Source organism: Chryseobacterium sp. MA9 (assembly GCF_024399315.1).
In the GTDB taxonomy this organism is placed as follows: Bacteria; Bacteroidota; Bacteroidia; order Flavobacteriales; family Weeksellaceae; genus Chryseobacterium.
Genome location: NZ_CP075170.1, coordinates 4,690,124 through 4,714,994, shown reverse-complemented (window position 1 = coordinate 4,714,994; position 24,871 = coordinate 4,690,124). Strand labels below are relative to the sequence as shown.

Annotated in this window: 26 protein-coding genes and 1 tRNA gene; 14 read left to right on the top strand and 13 right to left on the bottom strand. The window is 36.1% G+C overall.

Annotation, left to right across the window (positions count from 1 at the left end; genetic code table 11):
• Window positions 1-131 precede the first annotated feature (131 nt).
• Both KIK00_RS21620 and KIK00_RS21615 read left to right on the top strand, forming a co-directional pair.
• The gene (locus KIK00_RS21620) at window positions 132-710 is read left to right on the top strand and encodes a Crp/Fnr family transcriptional regulator (protein ID WP_255814320.1); all 579 of its coding nucleotides are present in this window, start codon (window positions 132-134) and stop codon (window positions 708-710) included.
• 60 nt (window positions 711-770) lie between these two features.
• Window positions 771-1,394 (top strand): FMN-dependent NADH-azoreductase, encoded by a 624-nt coding sequence (locus KIK00_RS21615; protein ID WP_255814319.1) that lies wholly within the window; start codon window positions 771-773, stop codon window positions 1,392-1,394.
• A 60-nt stretch (window positions 1,395-1,454) separates the two neighbouring features.
• Here KIK00_RS21615 and KIK00_RS21610 read toward each other — a convergent pair whose 3' ends face one another.
• From KIK00_RS21610 to KIK00_RS21585, 6 genes are all read right to left on the bottom strand, one after another.
• The gene (locus tag KIK00_RS21610) at window positions 1,455-2,798 is read right to left on the bottom strand and encodes an ammonium transporter (RefSeq protein WP_255814318.1); all 1,344 of its coding nucleotides are present in this window, start codon (window positions 2,796-2,798) and stop codon (window positions 1,455-1,457) included.
• 103 nt (window positions 2,799-2,901) lie between these two features.
• Window positions 2,902-3,549 (bottom strand): alpha/beta hydrolase, encoded by a 648-nt coding sequence (locus tag KIK00_RS21605; RefSeq protein WP_255814317.1) that lies wholly within the window; start codon window positions 3,547-3,549, stop codon window positions 2,902-2,904.
• 130 nt (window positions 3,550-3,679) lie between these two features.
• Complete coding sequence (locus tag KIK00_RS21600) at window positions 3,680-4,306, bottom strand: YceI family protein (RefSeq protein WP_047377095.1); 627 nt, start codon at window positions 4,304-4,306, stop codon at window positions 3,680-3,682.
• Window positions 4,307-4,384: 78 nt separating this feature from the next.
• Window positions 4,385-4,951, bottom strand: a complete 567-nt coding sequence (locus KIK00_RS21595) for a YceI family protein (RefSeq protein WP_255814316.1) — start codon at window positions 4,949-4,951, stop codon at window positions 4,385-4,387.
• Between the two features lie 143 nt (window positions 4,952-5,094).
• Window positions 5,095-6,144 (bottom strand): glucokinase, encoded by a 1,050-nt coding sequence (locus tag KIK00_RS21590; protein ID WP_255814315.1) that lies wholly within the window; start codon window positions 6,142-6,144, stop codon window positions 5,095-5,097.
• A 116-nt stretch (window positions 6,145-6,260) separates the two neighbouring features.
• A complete protein-coding gene (locus tag KIK00_RS21585; RefSeq protein WP_047377098.1) occupies window positions 6,261-6,824 on the bottom strand; it encodes a membrane protein in 564 nt (187 codons plus the stop codon).
• Window positions 6,825-7,231: 407 nt separating this feature from the next.
• Here KIK00_RS21585 and KIK00_RS21580 point away from each other — a divergent pair, with 407 nt between their 5' ends.
• Both KIK00_RS21580 and KIK00_RS21575 read left to right on the top strand, forming a co-directional pair.
• A complete protein-coding gene (locus tag KIK00_RS21580) occupies window positions 7,232-8,611 on the top strand; it encodes a DUF1800 family protein (protein ID WP_255814314.1) in 1,380 nt (459 codons plus the stop codon).
• Between the two features lie 162 nt (window positions 8,612-8,773).
• Window positions 8,774-9,958, top strand: coding sequence for a DUF1501 domain-containing protein (locus KIK00_RS21575; protein ID WP_255814313.1), 1,185 nt, complete (start codon window positions 8,774-8,776; stop codon window positions 9,956-9,958).
• 350 nt (window positions 9,959-10,308) lie between these two features.
• On the opposite strand, the gene KIK00_RS21570 is transcribed toward KIK00_RS21575, so the two are convergent.
• From KIK00_RS21570 to KIK00_RS21560, 3 genes are all read right to left on the bottom strand, one after another.
• Window positions 10,309-10,446: a hypothetical protein gene (locus KIK00_RS21570; protein ID WP_255814312.1), complete on the bottom strand. Its 138-nt coding sequence runs from the start codon at window positions 10,444-10,446 to the stop codon at window positions 10,309-10,311.
• A 100-nt stretch (window positions 10,447-10,546) separates the two neighbouring features.
• On the bottom strand, window positions 10,547-11,566 hold the full coding sequence (locus KIK00_RS21565) for a YafY family protein (protein ID WP_255814311.1): 1,020 nt from the start codon (window positions 11,564-11,566) through the stop codon (window positions 10,547-10,549).
• 72 nt (window positions 11,567-11,638) lie between these two features.
• Window positions 11,639-11,974, bottom strand: coding sequence for a HopJ type III effector protein (locus KIK00_RS21560; RefSeq protein WP_255814310.1), 336 nt, complete (start codon window positions 11,972-11,974; stop codon window positions 11,639-11,641).
• Window positions 11,975-12,725: 751 nt separating this feature from the next.
• Here KIK00_RS21560 and KIK00_RS22925 point away from each other — a divergent pair.
• The 4 genes from KIK00_RS22925 (at window position 12,726) to KIK00_RS21540 (ending at window position 17,103) form a co-directional block, all read left to right on the top strand.
• On the top strand, window positions 12,726-13,526 hold the full coding sequence (locus KIK00_RS22925) for an RtcB family protein (protein ID WP_370647756.1): 801 nt from the start codon (window positions 12,726-12,728) through the stop codon (window positions 13,524-13,526).
• A gap of 79 nt (window positions 13,527-13,605) precedes the next feature.
• Window positions 13,606-13,715: transfer RNA gene (locus KIK00_RS21550), tRNA-OTHER, on the top strand.
• A gap of 245 nt (window positions 13,716-13,960) precedes the next feature.
• Window positions 13,961-15,715: a hypothetical protein gene (locus KIK00_RS21545; RefSeq protein WP_255814308.1), complete on the top strand. Its 1,755-nt coding sequence runs from the start codon at window positions 13,961-13,963 to the stop codon at window positions 15,713-15,715.
• Window positions 15,716-15,879: 164 nt separating this feature from the next.
• Window positions 15,880-17,103, top strand: coding sequence for a hypothetical protein (locus KIK00_RS21540; RefSeq protein ID WP_255814307.1), 1,224 nt, complete (start codon window positions 15,880-15,882; stop codon window positions 17,101-17,103).
• 57 nt (window positions 17,104-17,160) lie between these two features.
• Here the strand turns inward: KIK00_RS21540 and cobC are convergent, their stop codons facing one another.
• Both cobC and KIK00_RS21530 read right to left on the bottom strand, forming a co-directional pair.
• Complete coding sequence (gene cobC / locus KIK00_RS21535) at window positions 17,161-17,715, bottom strand: alpha-ribazole phosphatase family protein (protein ID WP_255814306.1); 555 nt, start codon at window positions 17,713-17,715, stop codon at window positions 17,161-17,163.
• Window positions 17,700-18,482, bottom strand: a complete 783-nt coding sequence (locus KIK00_RS21530; RefSeq protein WP_255814305.1) for an adenosylcobinamide-GDP ribazoletransferase — start codon at window positions 18,480-18,482, stop codon at window positions 17,700-17,702. The genes cobC and KIK00_RS21530 overlap by 16 nt, the downstream gene beginning before the upstream one ends.
• A 179-nt stretch (window positions 18,483-18,661) precedes the next feature.
• On the opposite strand from KIK00_RS21530, the gene KIK00_RS21525 reads away from it, so the two are divergent.
• On the top strand, window positions 18,662-19,678 hold the full coding sequence (locus KIK00_RS21525) for a hypothetical protein (RefSeq protein WP_255814304.1): 1,017 nt from the start codon (window positions 18,662-18,664) through the stop codon (window positions 19,676-19,678).
• Window positions 19,679-19,739: 61 nt separating this feature from the next.
• On the opposite strand, the gene cobT is transcribed toward KIK00_RS21525, so the two are convergent.
• Window positions 19,740-20,747: a nicotinate-nucleotide--dimethylbenzimidazole phosphoribosyltransferase gene (gene cobT, locus KIK00_RS21520; protein WP_255814303.1), complete on the bottom strand. Its 1,008-nt coding sequence runs from the start codon at window positions 20,745-20,747 to the stop codon at window positions 19,740-19,742.
• Window positions 20,748-20,963: 216 nt separating this feature from the next.
• On the opposite strand from cobT, the gene KIK00_RS21515 reads away from it, so the two are divergent.
• The 3 genes from KIK00_RS21515 to KIK00_RS21505 all read left to right on the top strand — a co-directional run bounded on the left by KIK00_RS21515 (window position 20,964) and on the right by KIK00_RS21505 (window position 23,447).
• Window positions 20,964-21,710 carry a nucleotidyltransferase domain-containing protein gene (locus tag KIK00_RS21515; protein ID WP_255814302.1) on the top strand — a complete coding sequence of 249 codons (747 nt, stop codon included), beginning with the start codon at window positions 20,964-20,966 and terminating at the stop codon, window positions 21,708-21,710.
• Window positions 21,711-21,843: 133 nt separating this feature from the next.
• Window positions 21,844-22,371 (top strand): hypothetical protein, encoded by a 528-nt coding sequence (locus KIK00_RS21510; RefSeq protein WP_255814301.1) that lies wholly within the window; start codon window positions 21,844-21,846, stop codon window positions 22,369-22,371.
• 5 nt (window positions 22,372-22,376) lie between these two features.
• Window positions 22,377-23,447 carry a DNA polymerase beta superfamily protein gene (locus KIK00_RS21505; RefSeq protein ID WP_255814300.1) on the top strand — a complete coding sequence of 357 codons (1,071 nt, stop codon included), beginning with the start codon at window positions 22,377-22,379 and terminating at the stop codon, window positions 23,445-23,447.
• A gap of 86 nt (window positions 23,448-23,533) precedes the next feature.
• Here KIK00_RS21505 and KIK00_RS21500 read toward each other — a convergent pair whose 3' ends face one another.
• Window positions 23,534-23,875 (bottom strand): TfoX/Sxy family protein, encoded by a 342-nt coding sequence (locus KIK00_RS21500; protein WP_255814299.1) that lies wholly within the window; start codon window positions 23,873-23,875, stop codon window positions 23,534-23,536.
• Window positions 23,876-24,042: 167 nt separating this feature from the next.
• Here KIK00_RS21500 and KIK00_RS21495 point away from each other — a divergent pair, with 167 nt between their 5' ends.
• Both KIK00_RS21495 and KIK00_RS21490 read left to right on the top strand, forming a co-directional pair.
• Entirely contained in the window at window positions 24,043-24,558 is a 516-nt protein-coding gene (locus tag KIK00_RS21495; protein ID WP_255814298.1) for a DUF2975 domain-containing protein, read from the top strand.
• 1 nt (window position 24,559) lies between these two features.
• Window positions 24,560-24,763 carry a helix-turn-helix transcriptional regulator gene (locus KIK00_RS21490; protein ID WP_002980904.1) on the top strand — a complete coding sequence of 68 codons (204 nt, stop codon included), beginning with the start codon at window positions 24,560-24,562 and terminating at the stop codon, window positions 24,761-24,763.
• Window positions 24,764-24,871 lie beyond the last annotated feature (108 nt).

The following is a 24,871-nucleotide window of genomic DNA, read 5'->3' as shown; positions in this document are numbered from 1 at the left end:
ATATGCATAGCAAAATCTTAGATTTATTTGGTTTTGACAGTCCATAAAATAAGTATTTTTGTAAATGAGCTGATTGTATGAATTTCAGTCAGATCTATCATTACAACCGTTCTTTTTAATCATTTTTTTGAATGGAAACATTAATTAAGAGCATTCTGCAGCATGTTCAGCTAAGTCCAGAAGAAATAACTGTCTGTAAAAGTTTTTGGACAGAAAAAACATTGGAAAAAGGGGATTTTCTATTAAGAAACGGGGAAATCTGCCGGTATGACAGTTATATTATTTCGGGAGTTTTAAAAGCCTTTTGCATCAATGAAGAAAATGGAAATGAAGAAATCCTCTTTTTAGCCATTGACCATTGGTGGGCAACAGATATTGCCAGTTTTTCAAAACAAAAACCCTCCATTTATAATATACAGGCTGTAGAAAAAACAAAGCTCTTACAGATCAGCCATCAGTCTTTTCAAAAAATGCTGAAGGAAATTCCATCCTTGGAAAAATACTTCAGAATAATTCTGGAAGGTTATCTTGGAACTCTTGAAAAAAGAGTTGTGTTCAATCATATGTACAAAGCCGAACAAAAATATTATGATTTCCTGAATACTTACCCTGATATTTCATCAAGAGTCCCTCAGTATCTGATTGCTTCCTATCTGGGAGTCTCCGCAGAATTTATCAGCAGAATCCGGAAAAAAAATAAATCCTCTTGAACTAGATCAATTTTTCAGGAATAAATAATCAGGAATTTTGCTGTTATAAATTCTTAACAAATGAAAATATTGATTATCAATGCCAGTGTAAGAAATGAAAGATCTTACAGCAGAAAACTAACCCAGCTTTTCGTTGAAAACTGGAAAACAAAATATCCACTTGACACTTTCACCTACAGAGAAGCCGGAACTGATACTATTCCCAATATTGATGAATCCTGGATAGCAGGAGCATTCAAGAAACCTGAAAACAGAACTGAAGAAAATCAAAAACCTTTACAGCTTAGTAATGAACTGGTAAAAGAACTCAGAGAGCATGATCTATATGTCATCGGAACTCCAATGTATAACTGGTCTATTCCGGCCGGATTGAAGGCTTATATTGACCAGGTAATGCGGATTAATGAAACCTGGAAATTCAGATCCGGAGTTCCGGATGGTGATTACGTAGGTCTCCTTGAAAACAAAAAAATGTTTATCCTCTCAACACGCGGTGATACCGGATATGGAGAAAATGAAAAGAACGGACATATCAATTTTCAAACTACCTATCTGAAACATATTTTCGGGATCATGGGTGTGAATGATATTACGGTTTATTCCTTAGATAATGAAGAATTTGGAGGTGAAGTTTTTGAAAATTCAAAAAATAAAATATTTGAAGCGATTGAATCAATTCAATAAATCATTTTTGATTTGAATATATTACTCAGGGCATTAGTCAATACTTATGCCCTGTTTTTATCAGCTGAAACTTTCCTCATGCTGAGAAAGATCAAGACCTTTATTTTCAGATTCTTCTGAAACTCTGAGAGTAATAATAGAATTTGTAATCTTATACAAAAGCAGCGAACCGAAAAATGTAAAAACGGAAACCAAAACTAGTGCAGCCATATGATGAAGAAAAACATTAATTCCTCCGTGAAGCAGACTCGCTTTTTCACCATGGGCAAAGATGGCGGTAAGAATCATTCCCATAATTCCTCCTACTCCATGACAGGCAAAGACATCCAATGTATCATCTACTTTCTTTAAAACTTTCCAGTTCACCATTATATTAGAAACTACAGCAGTAATAAATCCGATAAAAAGACTTTCCTGAATACTCACAAAACCACATCCGGGAGTAATCGCTACAAGTCCTACCACAGCTCCGATGCAGGCTCCCAAAGCGGAAACACTTCTCCCATTAATTCTGTCAAAAAATATCCAGGTCATCATCGCAGAAGCAGAGGCTATTGTAGTCGTTCCAAAAGCTGTAGCTGCAGAAGCAGAAGCACTCAGTGCAGATCCTGCATTAAATCCGAACCATCCGAACCACAGCATTCCTGTTCCCAGAAGTACATACGGAATATTGGAAGGCTCATGATGCGGATTTTTTCTGTTTCCAACCACCATGGCTCCGGCAAGTGCTGCAAATCCCGCACTCATATGCACTACAGTTCCTCCTGCGAAGTCTTTTACTCCAAAATATTTGTTCAAAAGACCATCAGGATGCCATACCATATGACAAAGCGGTGTATAAATAAAAATGCTGAAAAGGACAATGAATAATAAATAAGAAATAAAACGAACCCTTTCTGCAAACGATCCCGTAATAATTGCCGGAGTAATAACGGCAAATTTCATTTGAAATAAAGCAAAAAGGATAAAAGGAATAGTAGGAGCCATCATTTTATGAGGTAGATTCCCTACTCCGTTAAAAAAGGGATAACTGAGAGGGTTTCCAATGATACCATAATGTTTCCCGGCAATGGTAACACCCAAAGATTCACCGAAAGACAAAGAAAAACCTACTACCACCCATACCATAGAGATCACTCCTAAGGCGATAAAACTCTGTAACATGGTAGAAATCACATTTTTTCTGCCAACCATTCCTCCATAAAAGAAGGAAAGTCCCGGTGTCATTAACAGAACAAGTCCTGCGGCGGCAAGAATCCAGGCGACATCAGCACCTACGATTTTATCTTCAGTTAAAAATTCTCCTGTATCAGGAATATCCGCAGCCGGATTCCAGAACAAACCTCCGATTGCTACAAGTGTGATAACAGAGAATGAAACGATCCATTTTAATCCTATTTTCATAAAATTTATATTTAACCCTATCAAATTTAAATATAAATTCCATAACAATCATACTTTTATCACATACACCCCTATAAAAAAAACCATTTTACAAATAATACTTTCAATTTTCACAAAATACTTCATTCAGTATTTTGGAAACTTCTTTGGATTTCGTAGCCGGAAAAAGATGCGTTCCTCCTTTTATTACGTAATCCGGTTTGGAATAACGAATGGGAAAAACAATGTCTTTATCACCCAATATCTGAATCACATTGGGATTTTCATCAAACTTCCATTCGGAAACTTTTTCTACAGACCATTTCAGATAATAAGGATCTCTTACTTTAAAATATTGCAGAAGTTTTGGATTTTTAGGATCAAAAAGCTTTCGGATAACAGCATATACATTGGCGGCCTTATCGTTGAACAAGCCTACAGGTAATATTCTGGGGATTTTGGTAACTTCACCTGTCTTTATAAATTTAGATTTTTCTTTGTCAGATTTTATACTTCCCAGGATAACTACTTTCTCCGCAGGTTTCAATAAATTGATTTCCTGTACAATAATTCCTCCAAAAGAATATCCTAACAGGCAGAACGGCTCAGAATCATCTACTTTTTCCGCCATTCTTTTGACATAGGCATCGAAAGGCTCATTTTTTTCAGGAATAAGCCAGTCTATAAAAATCAATTCACAGTGTTTGGGAAACTCTATTCTTTCAAGGACTTTAAAGTCTGCTCCCAGACCGCTAACGATATAAATTTTCATACTACGAATTTATAAAAAATACAGAGAAACAAGGAATGGGTTACTGCAAATCTTTGATTTCAAAAAAGCATAAAAAATGAGCAGCTCTGATGAACTGCTCGTTTTTTTTATATGGATTGTATATTCAATCTTATTTTTTCTTCTTCGGAACTCTATTCTCGTTATCCAGCATTTCTGTAGTAACTTTGAATTGGATATCCATTTCGTTCTTAATGAAATAATCTTTCAATGAAGACTGGTAGAATACTTTGAAATCTCTTCTGTTCAGAGAGAATTTCGCAGACTCAATAGATGTTGTGAACTGAGTAACATATACATTTGCAGGGAAAGAGATTGTTTTTCTCACACCTTTAAGGGTAAGGTCACCGTACACGGTAGAATTGTATTCACTGTTTGCTAAAGGAATAATTTTAGTCAAATGGAATTTTGCAATAGGGAATTTTTTTACTTCAAAGAAGTTTGTGCTTTTCAGGTCGTTGGTAAGCTTGATCTGATCTTCATCAGAAACATCTCCCGCCATCATACTTCTCATATCTATTACAAACTCTCCATCTACCAGAACCGTGTGGTCAAAGTTGAATTTTCCGCTCTTTAGCTTTACTGTTCCTGAGTGGGAAGAAGCCTCGGTTTTTACCACCTTATACCCCCACCATCTGATCTCTGATGAAGTCACTTTTGCAACCTTATCAAATTTCTTTTGGGCAGAAACAAATGATATACTTGCGCACACCATAGCAAACAATAGTAATCTTTTCATTCTTTTTTATTTACAATTCAACAAAAATAAAAAAAAGTGTAGAACTTCTACACTTTTAACAATCTTTTTTTGATTAATTTATTGAGCAGTTACCTTTACAAGCATATCAATATCATCTTTCACAAAAACATCCTGCATTGTAGACTTGTAAGCTACATCAAATTTTTGTCTGTCGAAAGAGAATTTGTTTGATACTAAACTTACTACTCCTTTGCTGTAAGAAATCTTAGCAGGGAAAGAGATTGGGCTTGTTTTTCCTTTTACAGTAAGGTTTCCGGTTACAAGAGAGTTATAAACTTTATCGTTGTTTTTCTTTACTCCTGTAATTTTGAAGCTTGCAGTAGGGAATTTTTCAACTTCAAAGAAGTCACCATTCTTAAGGTGTCCGTTCAGTTTTTGCTGATATTCTCCTGTAAGGTCAGTAGAGCTGATAGAAGTCATATCCAACACGAAGCTTCCTCCTACCAATTGGTTTCCTTTCATAATCATATCTCCAGACTTCACTTTCACGGTACCATCATGAGAGCTTGCCTCAGATTTTGCTACTTTGTATCCCCACCAGTGAACATCAGACGCTACTACTTTTTTGGACTGTCCGAAAGCTAAACCACCAGCTAAAACTGCTAATAAAAATATTTTTTTCATTGAATAGAGTTATTTACTTATTTAATGAGACAAAGGTAGGTATCTTATCCAATAGATTTCATTGATGTACATCAATAAAATTTATTATTTTCATGAATAATATCATCTCATAAAAAAACTCCGAATTTCTTCGGAGCTCTGTTTTATACTTGATAGTAAGCCGTATAAAGCGCTATACCATTTAATGCGGTGTGATTTTGCTTGACCAGATAGATAGGAGTACTTCTAAGCATCTCCTCCATTTTATCACTGATCTTAAACTTCTCATAGAATTTTGCCTTGTCAATGTATTCTCTTACAATCTGTGGAATATCCCCGGCAATCAGTAGTCCTCCTGTAGCCTTAAGCTTTAAAGTAAGGTTATTGGCTTCTCTTGCCAGAAACTCAAGGAAAGTATCTAAAGCAATTCTACAGATCAAAACATTTTCCTCTACGGCAGCTTTGTACAACTCTTCCACAAAATTCCCTTGTGCAAGACGCTCTCCCAGCCATTCTGGTTCAGGATGTCTTTTCACATCTCTTAAAAATCTATAGATATTGAATAGTCCTGACTTGGAAAGTACATTTTCCCAGCTTACAATACCATATATATTATTTAGGAACTGGTAAAATTCAACTTCTACATTGGTTCTTGGTGAAAATTCTGAGTGTCCACCTTCTGTAGCGAAAGGTCTCAGGTATTTTCCGTCAAAGAAATATCCGGCTTCACCCAATCCGTTTCCGGGAGCAAGAACCGCTACATTTCCTTTTTCAAGATGTCCTCCTGTATAAATAGCTTCAAGATCGTTATCTTCAAGAAGAGCCATTCCGTAGGCAGAAGCCTCAAGGTCGTTCAGCATGTCTACTTTTTCGAACCCGAAATCACGGGCATATTCTTCAACATCTAAATTCCAGCCCAATCTTACAGGACTGCTTTTCCCGTCAAGTACAGGACCTGGAACTGCCATTCCCAGACGCTTTATATTTTGCAATTGGTTATCCTGAATAAACTTCTTTAAAATATCTGAAAAAGAAGCGTATTCTTTGGTTGCATATTTATTTTGTACTTTTATCTCAAGACCTCCGTTCCCGGAAACGAAATAGCCTAAGATTGTTATATCTTCACGGAGACTTGCCCCAATGATAGAAACATTATCATTATTACTGTTCTCTACTCCTGGTAAATAAAGTGGAAATTTTGGATTCAGAATCATAACCTCAAATTTTACCAAATATAATAATAGTTTTTGTAAATCATGCACAGAACAAAAAAACCTTTCCACTTTCGTGAAAAGGTTTTGGTTAATAATTGTTTATATATTAAATCTAACTACTTTCCTAATGGAATATTGTAACCGAATCCTACACCGATATTCCCCACATTATAGTCCTGACCAGGTAAATCTCCTTTTGTTCCTACAAAAACCTTTTGGTATTGTACGAAGAAATTCCAGTCTCTGTTGTGGTAACCGATCTCCGGTTTAAGGTAGAAACCTCCGCTTGCTCTTTCAACATTGGTGTTGGATGCAACCGTTTTATCTCCTACTAAGAAACCATACCCTAAGTCTGTTCCGAAATAGAAGCCGGTTTGTTTTGGATAAATTCTGATTAAAGCGGCTACAGGAACTACTCCTACATCATTATTTTTATATCCGTTGTTCTCTTTTCCAAAGTAGTGAGTATATCCTGATGCAATACCTAATCCAAATCCTGGTGTAATCAGGTTTTGGTAAGCTACATCCACTCCTACTGCAGCGGAAAGATTATCAGCGGGAACTGCTAAACCAACATTTGCACCTACTTTGATCATATTATTCATCTGAGAACTTTGGGCGCTTGCTATACCTGCTGTTAAAATACCAGCCAGTACTATTGCTTGTTTAAACATTTTCATAACTCTAATTTTTAAATTTTACTAAACAAGAGGATGTAAAAATCATGCCAAGCAAGCGTTTTACTTTGATTTTAACATCACGAAAAACCATAAAACAATGAATATCAATATCTTATTTTTAACAAAATTTAAATATTTGTTTAACAAAAATTATCAAAAAATTGATCCCAAAAAGTGAATTAAAGAAAAAAGAAGCAAGCAAGAAGATGGAGGCCGGAAGTAATATACTGTTATATAAAAACCCACATCTGTTATGATTAGAATAAAAGAAAATTTCTCCTTCCTACAGCTATAACTCCCAGCTTCATTCTTCCAGCTTCCAGCGGACACGACAATATTAACAATCCTTAACCCGTTATCATTTTAGCCTTTTTCTTCAAAATACATCAAAAAATAAATTCCCCACAATGGCTGATTCATTATTAAAAAACAAGCATCTTCTTTGGCGCGCAGGTTTCGGTATTGGCATTCATCAAATTGATGACTTGAAAAATAAAAGCATTAAAACCTTAATGGCTGAATTATTAAATGAGGGCAGCTTCAATGAGATCACTTATGATACGCCTGATCCCGATTCGGCAGCAGATTACATGAACAGTACGGCTCCTGCGGAAAAGAAAAAAGAAATGCAGCGACTCAACAGAGAGCAAAATAATGAACTTAACCTCAATTTTCTGAATACAATCGTCAACAGCAAGGAACAGATGAGGGAAAAGATGGCCTTTTTCTGGCATGGACATTTCGCCTCAAGAGTAGTTAATCCAAAATTCAACAAACAGCTTTTAAATACCATCCGAAAGAATGCGCTGGGAAATTTCAAAGATCTGCTTTTTGAAGTGAGCCAGTCGCCAGCCATGCTTAATTTTCTAAATAATCAACAGAATAAAAAGGATCATCCTAATGAGAATTTTGCCCGCGAGGTCATGGAACTCTTTACCATGGGAAGAGGCAATTACACTGAAAAGGATGTAAGAGAAGGAGCAAGAGCTTTTACCGGGTGGAGCTATGATAAGGAAGGAAATTTTAAAGAAAGAAAAAATCTTCATGATGAGGGTTCCAAAACTTTTTTAGGAAAAACAGGTAACTTCAGCGGAAGTGATGTACTAAATACTATTCTGGAACAGAAAGTGACCGCACAATTTATTACAACGAAAATCTATAAATTCTTCGTTAATGAAAAAGTAGATCAGGATATTGTCAGCAAGCTGAGTACCAGTTTTTACAATTCCGGATATGACATCAAAAAACTGATGACTGACATCTTTTCAAGCACATGGTTTTATGATCAAAAAAATATCGGTAACAGGATAAAATCTCCTGTAGAGCTGATGGTAGGTATGATGAGGATACTTCCCATGCATATTCAGAACCCGGAAAACCTCATCGTTTATCAGAAATTATTGGGACAGATGCTGCTTTATCCACCCAATGTTGCGGGATGGCCCAATGGAAAATCATGGATAGACAGTTCTACCCTAATGGTAAGACTTCAGATTCCACAGATCTGGTCTGGGCTTCGTCCTTTGGAATACAGTCCCCGGCAGGATGATGATATCGATATGGGAATGAAATCCCACGAAACAGCTTTAAATAAAAGCTTTAAAAATCCGAATATTACTATCAACTGGGAGCGTATTGAAAAACTCTTCACCAATAAAAACTGTGAAGACTATCTTTTGCAGAACACTAAGAGTTTGGATATGAACTCAGTAAAGAATTTTTCTGACAAGAGTATAAAAATGAATATCATCAACCTGATGTCTACCCCGGAATATCAGTTAATGTAGGGAAAAGATTTTAGGTAGCAGGTAATATCGGTCACGGTATAGATTTGCAACAATTTATTTATTATTCTCTGCCATAAAAATTTTATAAAAAATAATCTTTAATAAAAATGCAACCCAATCCTACAACCTATCATCAGCCACCTTTAACCTAAAAGCAAAATTATGTTAATCAAAAGAAGAGAATTCCTTAAGATAAGTTCACTGGCTACCGCTTCTATGCTGATGCCCAATTTCTTAAAAGCCATGACCCTGGACGAAGCTCTGAATCCCAATCAGAATATTCTGGTAGTTCTTCAGTTTACTGGTGGAAACGATGGGTTGAATACCATCATTCCAGCTAAAAATGATATTTATTTCAGGGAAAGAAAAACACTTGCCATTCAGGATTCAATACCATTGACTGATGAGGCAGGAATCAATCCGTCTCTCTCCTATTTTAAAGAGCTCTTTGACCATGGGGAGCTTTCTGTAATGAATAATGTAGGATATCCCAACCCCGACAAATCTCATTTCCGAAGTATGGATATCTGGCAGTCGGCAAGCAGAAGTGATCAGTTTCTGGAAACAGGCTGGCTGGGGCGTTTTCTGGACGAAGAATGCTATCGCTGTGACCATCCTACCCAGGCACTGGAAGTAGATGATATGCTAAGCTTAGCTTTAAAAGGAGAAAATAATAAAGCTTTTGCCTTTAAAGACCCTAAAAGACTCTACCAAACCAGTCAGGAAAAGTATTTTAAATCTCTCTATGACCATCATCACGACGATGAAACAGTTTCTTATCTTTATCAGACTTTAGGTTCAACAATCAATAATGCTGATTATATTTTTGAGAAAAGCAAAGCCAAAAAGACAGAACAGATTTATCCTAATTCCCAGTTGGGAAAAGACTTTAAGACCGTTGCATCTTTAATAAAATCCGACATCAATACGCAGGTTTACTATCTTTCCATTGGAAGTTTTGACACCCATGTCAATCAGAATGACAGGCAAAAGAAGTTATTCAATGACATCAATGAAGCTGTAAAATCATTTGTTACCGATATGAAAAGCAATGGTCTTTTCAATAATATCCTGCTGATGACATTTTCAGAATTCGGACGCCGTGTTGCACAGAATGCCAGTAACGGAACGGATCACGGAACAGCCAATCAGATGTTTTTTATAAGCGGAAACCTTAAAAAGAAAGGCATACTAAATGCTCTTCCTGATTTACAGAATCTGAATGAGGGCGACCTGATCTACAAAGAAGATTTCAGAAAAGTATATGCAACGATCCTGAAAAACTGGCTTAAAGCAGACTCTTCTAAAGTATTGGGATGGAAAGATGGGATTTATGATTTTGTGTAAGGAAACCGTAAAAGTCATAAAAGATTTTAAGAAAATTCAATCTAAGCGATGAATAATAAGGACGTTTAAATTTCTACGGCATGACAAACTTTGTGGATAAACCATCATTACAATTGTGTCATTCCGCAGGAATCCAGTCACAATCTCGCAGAAAAAGTACAGTTCTGACCAATATCCCAACTGGTGACATAAGAACTCCCCTCTTTCGGAGGATTGGCAAAAATTCTTTGGATTTTTGACGGGGTGTTTTTCAGCGTTCCTTACAAGAAACGACAAATAACAAAAAAGAGACTGTACATACTTATGACAGTCTCTTTTTCAATAATTTTAAATTTTAACTACTTTAACGTTTATGCAGTAATCTGCTTTTTTCCGTTCTCTTTGTCTTCTTGTTTTTTATCTATTTTCTCAGATATTTTTTTAACGATATATTCTATCGCCAGCGGTGCTATAATTGCAATTAATGCTTTAAATATTCTTGATTTCATAATGTGATATTGTGATGTTAATAATGCAATTTCCAAGCCAAGATAAAATGTAAAAATAAATTACCTTTGATCCTAGCTTCAAATCGTTATTTTGAGCAGATTACATCTCCTCAGGAATCACCAGATTCTGATAGTTTTTACTTCCTTCATTGAATTTCTCTTCCATTTTCACTCTTAATTTTTTAGGCTTATGAACAATCAGAGAGTTCCCGAATCCAAGCAATAGTCTCTCCAGCTCAAAATTGATCTGAACACATATTTTGAATAAAGTACCATCCTGATCTTCCCTGATAATTTCCTGGCTTTTGTGCAGCGGTTTGGTCTTCACATAAGGAGCATTTCCAGAATCTACCCAGAAAATCACATTTCTCGGATCCATTGATTCCGAAACTGTAACTCCTACAATATCTTTGAAATATTCATCTCCATCCAGATCCTTATCAATATACGGAAGACTTTCATCTGTTTCAATATTTTCCATCCTGTCCAAAGCCAGATTGTACATTTTCTGTTTATAAAGACAGATCAGAAACCAACGGTTGTTGAATTCCTTCAACAGCTGCGGGTGTACAGTAAATAGATTGGATTCTCTTGCCGTAAAGCTTTTGTAAAGAATCTTCAGTACTTTTTTATTCGCTATACTTTCATACAGAATATCAATATGCTCCAGGCCTTTCAGCTGTTCATTCTTATCCAGGTGAATAATCGATTTCTGGTTGGTTGCATGGATTGAGTCTTCCAGTTTCTGAATGACACCATTCATCTCTTTGAACATAGAAAAGTCTTTGAACTGTTTTAAAATCTGAACCGCATTGTTCATAGCCTTCAGATCACTTTCATTCACAGAGATATTATGAATACTGTAGTCTGGATCACTGTAGCGGTAATATTTTCTTTCGTAGACTTCAATAGGAGCTTCATATCCGAATTTCTCACTCCGCATATTCTGAAGATCGAGCTGAACCGTCCGTTTGCTTACATAAGATTCTTTCCCTTCAAATTCAAATAATGCTTCTGAGCATTCATCAATGAGATCTTCAAGCGTATATTTTTTATATTTGTTTTTAAGACATTTGTCTAATGTTTTATACCGGATCAGAGCGTTTTTATTGGATGACATACCTTAGTGTTTAATGATTGGTGTTTTTAAATAAGCTCTTCACTTATTCGTTTTTTTGCTCTTTTCTAAAAACTATTTTTCTTTTAAGGCATTTTCGTCAAAAGTAATTCCCTCCCAGCCAAACTTCATAAAGTTTCTGATATTCTGATGATCAATTCCATCGGGGTTTTTCAAAACATCTTCCCTATAGAATTCTCCAAAGAGCCAAAGTGTTTCTTCTTTAGTCAGATCCTGGATGCTTGCGAAACTGAAAACTTTACACGTGCCATTGTTCTGTCCTGCCTGATTCGTTGTATCTCCGTTTTGAAAAGCTGTAGGTGTAAACTCATAATGATCATCAATGTGCGCAATAACGTCACCAAATTGGATGGTTTCCGGGAAATGTTTTAATTGTTCTAATAGTACCATAACTGCAGATTTTAATTTTGTTTATATTGTTTCAGGATCATGTGCCAATATATAGATCAGCTTTTTTACCCTTTTTATAACTTTTTTGTAAAAATAATTAAAATTTCTTTATCTACGCAAAACTATTGCGCAATAATGATATTACTTTGCATCATCAAAATGAAACAAAATGGAATTTAATGGAAATCATTTAATCGAATTAGGATATAGACCGGCAAAATGGTTTAAAGATGCCATTAGCTATATCAACGAGAATAATCTGGATGAAAATCAGATCGCAGAATATCTGGTACAGTTCAAGCAGCCAGACCTTATTCCGCTTCATGAAACAGCTAAAGATTTTATGATCAACATACGTGCAGAGCACGAAAGTGAAAATGACAATGTGGAAAAGGTAATCAGAACTATGAAAGTGCTGATGAAAACCCCTACACTAATTGGAGGAGCTATAATGCCTGATGCCTGCCCTACAGGTCCTGAAGGTCAGATTCCGGTAGGAGGTGTCGTAATTGCAAAGAATGCCATTCACCCGGGATTCCATAGTGCGGATATCTGTTGTTCTGTAATGCTGACAGATTTTGGAAAAACAAATCCTAAAGATGTTCTGGATGCTGCACATTCTGTAACACACTTTGGGTATGGAGGAAGACCAAGAGGAGAACAGATGCCGATGTCTCAGGAACTGATGAACGCTTTCAGAGAAAATGAATTCTTAAATGATGAAAAGCTGATCAGCATTGCCCGTTCTCATATGGGAACTCAGGGAGACGGAAACCACTTCCTTTTCGTTGGAATTTCTAAAAATACAGGAAATACCATGATGGTTACGCACCACGGATCAAGAGCTCCGGGAGCAGCATTATATGATAAAGGGATGAAGACTGCCAACCGTTTCAGACAGGAAATTTCTCCTGAAACATTGAAAGAAAATGCCTGGATTCCTTATGATACTGAAGAAGGTAAATCTTATTGGGAAGCGCTGCAATTAATAAGACAATGGACAAAAGAAAACCATACTTCTCTTCACGATGCCGTGCTGAACAAGCTGGAAATGGAAAAAGAAAACAGGTATTGGAATGAACATAACTTCGTTTTCAAAGATGGAGACCTGTTCTATCATGCAAAAGGAGCAACTCCGCTGGATGATAAATTCATGCCCGATATCACTGGACCAAGACTGATTCCGTTGAATATGGCAGAACCAGTATTGATTGTCCAGGGAAAAACAAATGAAAGAAACATAGGTTTTGCACCGCATGGAGCCGGAAGAAACTTCAGCAGAAGCCAGCATAAAAGATCATTGGCTCATAAAACAACTGAGGAAATCTTCAAAGAGGAAACAGAAGGATTGGATATCCGTTTCTACTCCAATGAAGTAGATATTTCTGAGCTTCCAAGCGCTTATAAAAGTGCTAAGAATGTAAGAGCTCAGATTGAGGAATACGGACTTTGTGAAGTTCTGGATGAAGTGATGCCTTACGGATGTATTATGGCCGGAGATGTTGAGAAAAATGCACCATGGAAGAGAAAGAAGAAATATAGAAAAGCATAATTTTTAATTAAAAAAACTAATAACCAGACCTTATGGGTGTAAAAGCCCTTAAGGTTCATGAAAACTTTTCATAACGGCAGGGGCAGTAGCTCAGATGGTAGAGCAACAAGATTACTTTTGGCTTAAGGCAAACAAAGTTCCTATAAATCAAATATTTGTGTGTCACAGGTTCGAGCCCTGTCTGCTCCTCAAAAATAAAGAAAATGCTGATATTCATGTATTAGTCATTTTCATAAGATAAAAAACTGAAGGCAAAGAAAGTTCCTATAATTTCAGAATTACTTTCCGCCTTTTTACAAATTATAAGGCAAAGGGAGTTCCTATATTTTTTGGATAAATTACTCCCCGCTTTTTATAAACTATAGGTAAAAGGAGTTCCTATACCCTTCACTTTTAATGAAACTACTCCTCACTTATTTTTTAAATTTAAAACTATGAAAACACTACAATTATTCAATGCTGTACTGGCCAGAAAATCTGATGAAAAGCCATTTATTTCTGATGATGGTTTTATCATTGAATCTGATGCTGTATGGGCAAAAAATGAGATCATCTCTTATTATGCCAAAGAAAAACTGAATGGAAATGATTTGAATAAAACTTTCCATAAATCCTGGGCGAAAATAAAAAATACTTCGAGAATTGAATTGCTTTTTGAACAGGTCCGACATTATATTTCAACCTATGGAAGTAATTTTCAGAATGAAATTTACATTCCCAAAGAAATATTGAATATTCCTGAGACAAAGCTGGTTTTTAAAATCATCAAAGCCTACTCTGTAGAAGAAATGCAGGAAAAATGCCTTTCTCTTCTGAAGTCCGGGATTGCTTTGAAAGAAGAAACCATTGATGACTTGCTGCATATTCTGCATTCGGAACTGGAATATGATTTCACAGGAAAAGAAAACATCAGAAATAAGGAAGCTATCATAAAAATAGCTGATCGATATGACATTTATCCTGAAAATCCTGTTGAATTTTTCCGTTATGTTATTTATAAAACAACCAATACCACACTTTTAATCAAAAACGATGAATTGATTGGTTTAATTAAGCAAAGTAATTTTAACCCAACCTATCTCTTTGAAAGTTTTGGTATGGAAAAACTGGCAGAAATTTTTAACAGATTTAAGCCGTTATTCCTTGCTTATAAAAACAGAGCTCCCAAAGCAATCAATAAAATTTCAAAGCTTTCTAAAGTAAATCATAAACCATTGATTTCAAACCCATTGAATGAGGCTACAAATACATTACTGGAAAACAGTGATTGGCATTGGCTGGAAAATGCGACACCATTTGCATTATTTAAAGCATTGTCAGCATGTTATTCAAGAATGTATGGTCAGGATACTTTTGTCTACAGAGTCAGAAATGGAAAATCATGGGTGAAAAAAGGTAATGAAACTTACGTGAATCAGTTCAACTATGAATTTATTTTAGATTTTCTGAAACTGAAATATGAAAACTTGTCCGGAAAGAAATTCTATTTCCCAGAGAATGTAGAATTTGCATTGCCAACTTCTGAAAAAATGTTCGTTGGAAATATTCCTACCGGAACCCGTTTTTATGGTGAAAGACTGGCTGTAGGTATTTATTGGGAAGACAAATGGGGGGCTAATGACCTAGATCTTTCAGGGTTAAATATTGCTGGAAAAATAGGCTGGAATGCTGCTTATAATCATGGTGACGGACAATTGATGTATTCCGGAGATATGACTTCTGCTCCTAACGGTGCTGTTGAATATCTTTATGCCAATAAAGGGCATTGTGCACCAACACTTGTCATGAACAACGTTTTCAGCGGAGATGCCAATTGTGGATATAAGATCGTTATCGGAAAAGGAGATGATATTTCCTACGAGTATATGATGAATCCTAACCATCTCTTTGCCGAGGCAAAATGTAATTCTGTTCAGAAGCAAATGATTCTGGGAATGCTGGTGACAAAAAAAGAAAAACAATGTTTCGTATTGCTGAATTTCGGAGCCGGACATTCTCATGTTTCAGGAAATACTGAAGTATCTGCGATGGCAACAAGCGCATTGTATCAGCAATGGTATGAAGCCATGCCTTTCAATGATCTTATAAAAGAGCTTGGAGCAGAAATTACCACAGAAAAAGCGGAAGCAGATTTTGATTTCTCGCTGGAAAGCCTGGAAAAAGATAGTTTTATCAGGATTTTTAAATAAATTCAATCACGCCATCTGATCACATCGGGTGGCGTTTTAACCATAACTCAGCTTATAAAATATTCTCATTAACAAGCACATTACTCTTCCTAAATAATATTATTATTTTTTATATATTTGCCAACTTTTAAATGTATAAAAACTAATAATCTAAACAAACACTCATGAAAAGAAATTTATTCGTGAAAAATTTTTTATTTTTCTTCTTATTCTTTGTGCTCACTTCTTGTGGATCTGACGGTGGCAGGGATGATGACAATGGCGCAAACAACAATGCAAGTGCCTCTCCAAAAGTAGTAACCGGCAAACCTTCTTTCAGCAATGCACAGTTCAAATTTGCAGGTACAGTAACCTCTTCCGGATCGGGATACTCAAAACGCGGATTCTGCTGGTCCAAAAACATCAACCCAACCATCAGCAATTCAAAACTGATTGAAGAATATACTAATGCCACAGGAGATTATCAACTTACGGCAACTTATAGTACTGATTTTGAAAAATCAACGACTTATTATGTAAGAGCATATGTAGCAGCTAATAATGGTGATATTATTTATGGCGATAATGTGACCTTCGTTACTCCTGCAAAGATGGATATTACTTTCAAAATGGCTAAGGCAATATATACCACATCAGCCACTTTAAGTACTGATGATATTTCGGTAAATTACCTTGAAGCATTCTATCCTGATGAAAAAGGATTCTGTTACAGAACCAGTACGGGAGTTAATATATCAAACGGACAAATCATCAAAATATCAAATCCTAATAATTATTCAGCATACGAACTGGAAGCTACAGCATTACTCCCGAACACCACTTATTATGTAAGATCTTATGTAAAAGAAGGTGCACAGGTTTATTATTCGGACGAGAAAACATTTAAAACAGCCGGTGCCATTGGTGCTTCAGGGGGATATGTTTTTTATGATAAAGGAGAGTTTACGGACGGCTGGAGATATTTGGAAGCTGCGCCTGCCAACCTTACCTATAATGGTTCTGATAAAATTAAATGGGGATGTACATTTAATATTATCAATCAAACTCAGACTGTAATGGGATCAGGGCCTGCTAATACAACTAGAATTATTTCTCAATGTTCAGATGCTAATTGTGCAGCGAGATTATGTGCTAATTATACTGTAAATGGCATTGGTAACTGGTTTTTACCATCTGAAGAAGAACTGATGGCATTCTATAAAAGTTCCAAGAATGTTTACAATATTGCCTCAAACCCTTGGAATGATGTGTCACAAAAGTATTATTGGAGCTCTACTGAAATTCCGGGTGGTAATTCGGCAAGAATTCTGGATGGATATGCTGGGTATATGTGGGAATACAACAAAGATTACAACATGGTTAGGGTAAGACCATTCAGAAGATTTTAAAATATATTAAACACAAGAACCGCTTCAATAGCGGTTTTTTTTTATAGAAAGTGAGAACTATATATTGATGTTTTTAATTGAAAGTATTTCGTTTTTAACGTTCAAAATGGTCTTTTTTCCATAATCAATCTGAATACTGAACATATTCTCCAGCGGAAACTGAAGTACAGCCTGAAGAATCAAACGAATGACTCCGGCATGGGTAACGATGAGCGCTTTTTCTATATCTTTTCTCTGAATAAATTCATTCCAGAAACTGAGAACGCGGGTTTGCATTTCGAGAAGATTTTCACCTCCTGAAGCGTTTGTATGAATAAAATCTTTGTACCAGGGATTAATTTCTTCTTCCGGAATATCAGTCCATTTTTTCATTTCCCAGCTCCCGAAATTCATTTCGCGAAGCCTTTCATCTGTTTGATATTCAGACTTAAAATAATCAGCTAAAAAAAGGCAGCGCTCAGAAGGACTTGAAACAATTAGGTCATAATCCTTATCTATGGCTAACGTTTTAAAATCTTCAATATAATTTTTTCTTAAAGGCATTTCAGCAAAACCATAACACAGGTTTTCAGGATTTTCTACTGCAGTATGACGGATTAAATGAACTTCCATACGATGATTGTTCCTAAATAAAATAAAACTTCACAAACCTGCTGTACAGATCCAAGACAATCTCCGGTGTACCCGCCAATATGTTTTTTAAAATACCAGCCCATATACATTTTCCCCAGATACGCCAGAGCAAAAGCGAAAATTAAATGCCAGTCAGGAATTAGGGTAAATGCAATTAAAATACTGATAAAGCCTATCCATAAAGCCATTTTATCCAAGGGCTTATTAGCTAAAGGTTTCGATTTGCTGACATCAATATCAGTCACATATTGATGGGTATAAATCATTGTTCCCGAAATAAATCGGCTTACAGTGTGAGCTAAAATGATAATACCTAAAACTCTCAATGGTGCAACGGCTCCCAAAGCCTGAATACTGTAGAATTTCAAAGCAAAAAGCAGGATAATACCAATAGTTCCGTACGCCCCTACCCGACTGTCTTTCATAATGGTCAGGATTTTTTCTTTTCCATATCCGCCTCCGAAACTGTCGCACATATCCGTAAAGCCATCTTCATGAAACGCTCCGGTTAGCAAAACACTGGAAATCATCATTACAACAATCCCGATTTCAAGATTAAAGAGCATCATAGAAAGATAAAGAATTAATGCATTAATGAATCCTATTACCAACCCAACCCATGCAAAGTATTTTTGAGATTTATTCATAATCTCACTGGAATACGGAATGGTAAACGGAACCGGAATTCTTGTAAAAAACATCAGGGCTGTTGCAAAATAGATCAGTTCATTTTTGAGGACTTTCATCTGTTGGTTTTAAATATTGAAACTGGTTTAATCAATTCCTGTAAAATTAGGAAAGCTTTTAACAATGGTAAAGAGATCGATTAAAAAAATGAGAAACATGAATCTTATCACGTTAGATTTATCCTTTAAACCCGGCAGTATTTATACTTTTGCACCGTAATAACCATGAAAAAAATCAAATGAAAAAATCTTATTTCATTGCATTATGCGCTATATCCCTGGCTAGCTGTTCAGCTCCGGGTGATGAACTGGAAAGTTTAAATGAGTCGCAAACTCTTAACGGATCTGCTCCTAACAAATTAGCAAAAGGAGGCTTCAGAGATAATCCGGATACACCAACTCCTCCACCTGCGGGAATCTGGTCCAAATCTTTTTACTTAACCAATCCTATTTACGGTTTCTACAGTGATCTTACCAAAAAACATCTGTACAATACCTCTCCTTTACCATCTGAACTTCCTAAATCCTATCCTGGACTGAGCTATTATTTTCAGGAGAGATTGTTGGGGTCTGCAGATGGTCCCGGTGCCGTTATATCAAGTTGGTTTCACACAGGCAGTAATGATCTGGTATTAACCACCAATCCTAATGAATTTGCCGGACAAAGTTATTGGGAGAAAAGAGATCTTGGTACCAGCTACAACGGTGATGAGCCGGGAAGCTTTCCGATCTACAGGTATTTTAATGCTGATAAAAAGACCCACTTTTACACGAGAGATAAGAATGAACTGGGAGACGGAAAAGATGGATTTGTTTACGAAGGTATTTCTTTCTATCTGAAAGAATCAGAGCCTAAAGCTTTCAGAATCCGTGACGGAGAGTTTTTCCAGGATAACAGTACAGGAGCGGTATACATTGTCTTTGAAAGTACTTTAAGACGTATTGAATCCTGGTCTGTTGTCAATGGATTATTTGATTTCAAACCGAATCCAAGAACAGGGAAACCTAAAGACTGGAAGATTTTGAAAGTTAATAATATCAATGACTATACTGGAGATAGAGGACCTGATATCACTTCAGCTAACCAACTGGTACAAAATACCAACGACGGTAAGATATATTTAGTTGATGATGGTTTATACCGATATATTCCTACTGATCTGATATTTAAACTCTATAACTTCAATGAAGATGCTATTCAGCACAAACCTGTACGTATGATGTTTACAGGGAAAGATATTGCTAAAACTTACTAATAGTTTTCATTTTCTATACCATAAAAGGGGCTTCATTGCCCCTTTATTATGATCATAAAATTTAAGATGATTTATTGGAAATATGAGCATCTTCAAAGCTTGACATCTCATTCAGGAAATTAACTGCACTTTGAATAATGGGATAGGCCAATGCACAGCCTGTTCCTTCACCAAGACGCAGGTTGAGATTTAGAATAGCTTTCTCCCTCATCAGTCCCAATAGCTGAGGATGGGCATTTTCATTACTTACATGGCAAAATATACAGTTGTTCAGGATCTCAGGATTCTTTTTCCAGACCGTGGCTACAGCTACCGTTGCAATAAATCCATCTACCATAATCAGCATGTTATGGTGATAAGCTTCTTCAATTGCTCCGATCATTTGTACAATTTCTAATCCGCCAAAGGTTTGAGCAATTTCATCCTCACTCATTTCAGCCGGATATTTTTCTATGGCTTTCGTTAAAATATGAATCTTATTCTGAAGCTGATGGTCATTCAAACCTGTTCCGCGTCCAATACAGTTTGTAATTGGAATGTCAAACAGTTTGCTCATCATCAATGAAGAAGCGGAAGTATTCCCGATTCCCATTTCACCGAAGCCGATAATATTGCAGCCTTTTTTCGCAATATCATTCACCACTGCTTTTCCATTTTTAAGCGCCTGCTGATATTCTTCGGAAGTCATGGCAGGTTCTTCCAGAATATTACGGCTGGACTTTCTGACTTTTTTATCCACCAGATTCAGGCCTTCCGGAAAATCAAAATTTACTCCGGCGTCTACAACTTTAATTTTAATATCATTCTGCCTGCAAAAAACATTGATGGCCGCACCTCCACCCAGAAAATTCATGACCATCTGATACGTTACCTCCTGTGGGTAGGCACTTACCCCGGCTGTGGCAATCCCATGATCGGCCGCAAAAACTACCATATGAGGATTTGATAACTGTGGTGAAGTGGTTTTCTGAACCATTCCGATTTTGTGTGCAAGGTGTTCCAAATGTCCTAATGCTCCTAATGGTTTTGTTTTAAAATCAATTTTATGCCGTAATTCTGATGATAACATGGATGTTAAATGTAGTTATGTTAATAGAAGAAGTGCAATATTAGTGAAATGAGGGATATTTTGTATTGTTTGTTGGTAATTTTTAAAGGCTGGAGGCCAGATGCTAGAACCTGGAGGCTAAAAATCCCCTCTCGCTCTCAAACTCTCGCAACTCAAAATAACTACGCAAGTACATTGCGTATAAAATCACTTACTTTGCATTATAAATGAAAAACAATGACACCAAAAATACTTGAAAAAATAAAAGAAGTTGAGGCAAGTCGGGGCGTAAAAGTCCTTCTTGCCGTAGAATCAGGGAGCAGAGCATGGGGTTTTGCGTCTCCTGACAGTGATTATGATATACGTTTTATATACCGTCATGAAAAAGACTGGTATCTTTCTCCCTGGGATAAGGATGAAACCATAGAATTTATGACAGAAGATGATCTGGACGGTTCCGGCTGGGATCTGCGAAAGACTTTTCACCTGTTGCTGAAATCGAACGCAGCTTTGCTGAGCTGGTTCTATTCTCCTATCGTTTATAAAGCGGATGAAAGGTTTGTAGAACTCTTTAAACCCTTAGCTGATGCCTGCTTTTCTCCGGTAGCGGTTTCTTATCATTATCTGAGCATGAGCAAGAAATATCTGGAAGCATGCAGAAGTGATGAAGTAAAATTAAAAAGTTACTTTTATTGCTTAAGAACAACATTAACAGGAAAATGGATCATAGAAAAAGGAACGGTTCCGCCTGTATTGTTCAGTGATCTGCTTGTTTTAACAGATAATTCAACCAGACGAAAAATAGAAGATCTCGTTGCCTTAAAAGCAACCAAAGGAGAATCTTACTACCATCCAAACGATTGGGAACTGTTTGAATTTCTGGAGAAAACAATCGCTGAAAATGAAGAAAAATCGAAAAACTTATCAGGAGGAAAGGCGGATAAGACGGAGATGGAGAGGGTTTTTAGGGAGATATTGAAATAGAAAATAATACAAAGCTTATTTTGCATAATAATTAAAATATAACCGTTCTCTCCCATATATTATATACAGAAGACAGCAACAGTCTGAAAAAAAGTATCGCTCAACTCACCTTATGTATTAAAAATTTGAATTAATGAATCCGGAAAACACATTCATCAGACATTGTGATAGTATCGAATCACAATATGGCATTATAATTCCTAAAATTATGCAAAGTTATTTTGCCAGATTTCATGATGAATCGACCAATATTTACTATCAAGCACTTAAAAACGCTGACGATTTTAAGATATTCTATACAATGGAATTTATAGAATTTGTTATTGCTCAATATGCAAGTTTACAAACTGAATCTGAAACACTTCAGAATATGTTGAATGAAGGTAACTATGAATATTCTCTGCTTGAGAAACAATTTGTTTCAGACCAAATTGATCTTTCTTTTTTGAATCAGTGTCTTAAAAAATTTGAAGCAAACCCTTTTTATATTGGCATTTTCACATTTGAGATCTGTGGTGGCGAAGAATTTTTAATAATTAATGGAGATAAAACAGGATATGTTGCAGGCCGTTCACACCATGATATAGAAGAAATTAAAATTGATGATATCATTATTACCTACCAAAAAATAGCATTTATTAAAAAACTTTTATTTGAATAATTAAAATGACCATTTCAGACTTAAAAAACAAAAACCTCCTCCTCTTTGAAGCCATTTCCGGAAGCCGGGCTTTCGGGCTGGCAACAGAGAATTCTGATACAGATATCCGTGGGGTGTATTATTTGCCGAAGGAAGATTTCTTTGGATTGAATTATATTCCACAGATTTCCAATGAGACAAATGATCTTACGTATTATGAAATCGGGAGGTTTGTAGAACTGCTTCAGAAAAACAATCCTAATATTCTGGAAATTATGGCAAGCCCTGAGGATTGTATTCAATACAGACATCCATTGATGGATTTACTGAAAACTGAAGATTTCCTGTCAAAACTATGTAAAGACACCTTTGCAGGATATGCTGTTTCACAGATCAAAAAGGCAAAAGGTCTCAATAAGAAGATTTTAAATCCGATAGATAAAGAAAGAAAATCAATCCTCGATTTCTGTTTCATTCTTGATGGACAAGGTTCTGTACCATTAAAACAATGGCTTTGGGAAAATGAGAAAATTCAGGAGAAATGTGGATTAACAAACATTGACCATACAAAAGGAATGTTCGCATTATTTTATGATGAATCGGGAACATTGGGATATAAAGGAATTATTCAGAATGAAGAAGCTAATCAGGTTTCCGTATCATCCGTTCCTAAAAATGAAAAACCAATTGCTTATTTATTCTGCAATCTGGATGCCTACTCTGTTTACTGCAAAGACTACAGGGAATACTGGAAATGGGTAGCTGAGCGCAATGAAGACCGCTACAACGTCAATCAGACTCATGGACAGAATTATGACAGCAAGAATATGATGCACACCATCCGGCTGCTGCAGTCCTGCGAACAGATTTTTAAAACCAGTTCACTGACTATCCGTGTAGAAAACCGGGACGAACTATTAGATATCAAAGCGGGAAACCTGTCTTATGAGAGCGTTATGGAAAAGGCAGAAAACCTGATTCAATCTATAGAAGATCATTATTCCAGATCCAGTCTTCCTGACTTCCCGGATTTGGAAAAAACGACAAAAATCTTAGTTCAGATAAGGAAAAACTTATATGATAATGATGAATTATAAATGATGGGTTATGAATGGTGGGACTGTTGAACTTCAGCGCTCCCACTCTCAAACTCACCAACTCGAACCCCGAATCCCAACCCCACTCACTTTTTCGAAGCTTTTGCCACCGGATTATAATCAAGACATATTTTGATCCAGTATTCAAAATCATCTGCTTTTTTAAAACCAATGGGTTCTACATAGCAATATCCATTTAACTGTTTCCCTTTCATCATCATCGGCAGAAAACCATTCTTTTCCGAAGCCTCATCTTCCAGTTCCGGATTGTAGCGGCACATCAGATTATCATGACTGATGTTGATACACATCTTTCCATTCACCAAAAAAGACAGGCCGCTGAACATTTTCTTTTCTTGAACTTCAATATTATTTTCCATCGAAAGCCGTTCACGTACCCGGTCGGCAAGTTCAGTACTGTAAGCCATGATTTCAATTTTTTTGTTATTTAAAATTAATTAAAAACGGTGATTATCACACTATTTCTTCCAGTTAATTGATAGATTTAAGTTTTGGAGGATAAAATTTTATTTAAATTAATTATTGTTTTACGATAATTAATTATACATTTGCAATATTAATTACTATTCATACCATGAACCAGACTAAAATTATTTCAAAGATTTTATTTTATATCTGTTCCTTACTTTCAGCCGGATATCTGATCACTTTTGTGTATTCTTTATTCTGCCTTATCACCGGATTTGCGGTTACGCCTTACAAAGAGGGAAAGTTCCTTCACATCAATTATCCGTTTACAGAACAGCCGTTTCTTAATATCGAAAACAATTATCCGTACATGATCTTTTCTTTTATGTTGGTGCTCATTACTTATGGAATCTTTTTCTGGTTATCAGCCAGGGTTTTCAAAGTATTTTTCCAGCAGAAACTGTTTACTCAGGAAAATATTATTCGGCTTAAGAAATTTTACCTTTATAATATTTTCATCCCGCTTCCACTGGTTATTATCGCGAGTTTCTTTGTGGAAGTAGAAAGTATGATATGGGGACTGGTGTTTATTCACTTTATGCTTGGAATTTTCTGTCTGTTTCTTGCGAATATCTTTAAGCAAGGACTACATTTGCAAAACGAACAAGACCTATTTATTTAAAATGCCAATTATAGTCAACTTAGATGTGATGCTTGCCAAACGAAAAATGCAGAGTAAAGAATTGGCAGAAAAACTGGGTATCACGCCCGTAAACCTCTCTATCCTGAAAACCGGCAAAGCCAAAGGTGTCCGCTTCGATACCCTTGAAGCCATCTGTAAAATCCTGGAATGCCAGCCGGGAGATATTCTTGAATTTAAAGAGTAGTCTGGTGAGAGTTTGAGAGTGTGAGTATTTGAGAATGGGCCTGTAAAAATTCCCAATCTAACTTCTGTCTTCCATCTTCCAGCCATTAATGTCTGACTTCTAAAACCA

What these genes read in the sequence shown, in the direction of transcription:
- KIK00_RS21620 (WP_255814320.1), top strand. Translation starts at nt 132, where the DNA reads ATGGAAACATTAATTAAGAGCATTCTGCAGCATGTTCAGCTAAGTCCA.
- KIK00_RS21615 (WP_255814319.1), top strand. Translation starts at nt 771, where the DNA reads ATGAAAATATTGATTATCAATGCCAGTGTAAGAAATGAAAGATCTTAC.
- KIK00_RS21610 (WP_255814318.1), bottom strand. Translation starts at nt 2,798, where the DNA reads ATGAAAATAGGATTAAAATGGATCGTTTCATTCTCTGTTATCACACTT.
- KIK00_RS21605 (WP_255814317.1), bottom strand. Translation starts at nt 3,549, where the DNA reads ATGAAAATTTATATCGTTAGCGGTCTGGGAGCAGACTTTAAAGTCCTT.
- KIK00_RS21600 (WP_047377095.1), bottom strand. Translation starts at nt 4,306, where the DNA reads ATGAAAAGATTACTATTGTTTGCTATGGTGTGCGCAAGTATATCATTT.
- KIK00_RS21595 (WP_255814316.1), bottom strand. Translation starts at nt 4,951, where the DNA reads ATGAAAAAAATATTTTTATTAGCAGTTTTAGCTGGTGGTTTAGCTTTC.
- KIK00_RS21590 (WP_255814315.1), bottom strand. Translation starts at nt 6,144, where the DNA reads ATGATTCTGAATCCAAAATTTCCACTTTATTTACCAGGAGTAGAGAAC.
- KIK00_RS21585 (WP_047377098.1), bottom strand. Translation starts at nt 6,824, where the DNA reads ATGAAAATGTTTAAACAAGCAATAGTACTGGCTGGTATTTTAACAGCA.
- KIK00_RS21580 (WP_255814314.1), top strand. Translation starts at nt 7,232, where the DNA reads ATGGCTGATTCATTATTAAAAAACAAGCATCTTCTTTGGCGCGCAGGT.
- KIK00_RS21575 (WP_255814313.1), top strand. Translation starts at nt 8,774, where the DNA reads ATGTTAATCAAAAGAAGAGAATTCCTTAAGATAAGTTCACTGGCTACC.
- KIK00_RS21570 (WP_255814312.1), bottom strand. Translation starts at nt 10,446, where the DNA reads ATGAAATCAAGAATATTTAAAGCATTAATTGCAATTATAGCACCGCTG.
- KIK00_RS21565 (WP_255814311.1), bottom strand. Translation starts at nt 11,566, where the DNA reads ATGTCATCCAATAAAAACGCTCTGATCCGGTATAAAACATTAGACAAA.
- KIK00_RS21560 (WP_255814310.1), bottom strand. Translation starts at nt 11,974, where the DNA reads ATGGTACTATTAGAACAATTAAAACATTTCCCGGAAACCATCCAATTT.
- KIK00_RS22925 (WP_370647756.1), top strand. Translation starts at nt 12,726, where the DNA reads ATGGGAACTCAGGGAGACGGAAACCACTTCCTTTTCGTTGGAATTTCT.
- KIK00_RS21545 (WP_255814308.1), top strand. Translation starts at nt 13,961, where the DNA reads ATGAAAACACTACAATTATTCAATGCTGTACTGGCCAGAAAATCTGAT.
- KIK00_RS21540 (WP_255814307.1), top strand. Translation starts at nt 15,880, where the DNA reads ATGAAAAGAAATTTATTCGTGAAAAATTTTTTATTTTTCTTCTTATTC.
- cobC (WP_255814306.1), bottom strand. Translation starts at nt 17,715, where the DNA reads ATGGAAGTTCATTTAATCCGTCATACTGCAGTAGAAAATCCTGAAAAC.
- KIK00_RS21530 (WP_255814305.1), bottom strand. Translation starts at nt 18,482, where the DNA reads ATGAAAGTCCTCAAAAATGAACTGATCTATTTTGCAACAGCCCTGATG.
- KIK00_RS21525 (WP_255814304.1), top strand. Translation starts at nt 18,662, where the DNA reads ATGAAAAAATCTTATTTCATTGCATTATGCGCTATATCCCTGGCTAGC.
- cobT (WP_255814303.1), bottom strand. Translation starts at nt 20,747, where the DNA reads ATGTTATCATCAGAATTACGGCATAAAATTGATTTTAAAACAAAACCA.
- KIK00_RS21515 (WP_255814302.1), top strand. Translation starts at nt 20,964, where the DNA reads ATGACACCAAAAATACTTGAAAAAATAAAAGAAGTTGAGGCAAGTCGG.
- KIK00_RS21510 (WP_255814301.1), top strand. Translation starts at nt 21,844, where the DNA reads ATGAATCCGGAAAACACATTCATCAGACATTGTGATAGTATCGAATCA.
- KIK00_RS21505 (WP_255814300.1), top strand. Translation starts at nt 22,377, where the DNA reads ATGACCATTTCAGACTTAAAAAACAAAAACCTCCTCCTCTTTGAAGCC.
- KIK00_RS21500 (WP_255814299.1), bottom strand. Translation starts at nt 23,875, where the DNA reads ATGGCTTACAGTACTGAACTTGCCGACCGGGTACGTGAACGGCTTTCG.
- KIK00_RS21495 (WP_255814298.1), top strand. Translation starts at nt 24,043, where the DNA reads ATGAACCAGACTAAAATTATTTCAAAGATTTTATTTTATATCTGTTCC.
- KIK00_RS21490 (WP_002980904.1), top strand. Translation starts at nt 24,560, where the DNA reads ATGCCAATTATAGTCAACTTAGATGTGATGCTTGCCAAACGAAAAATG.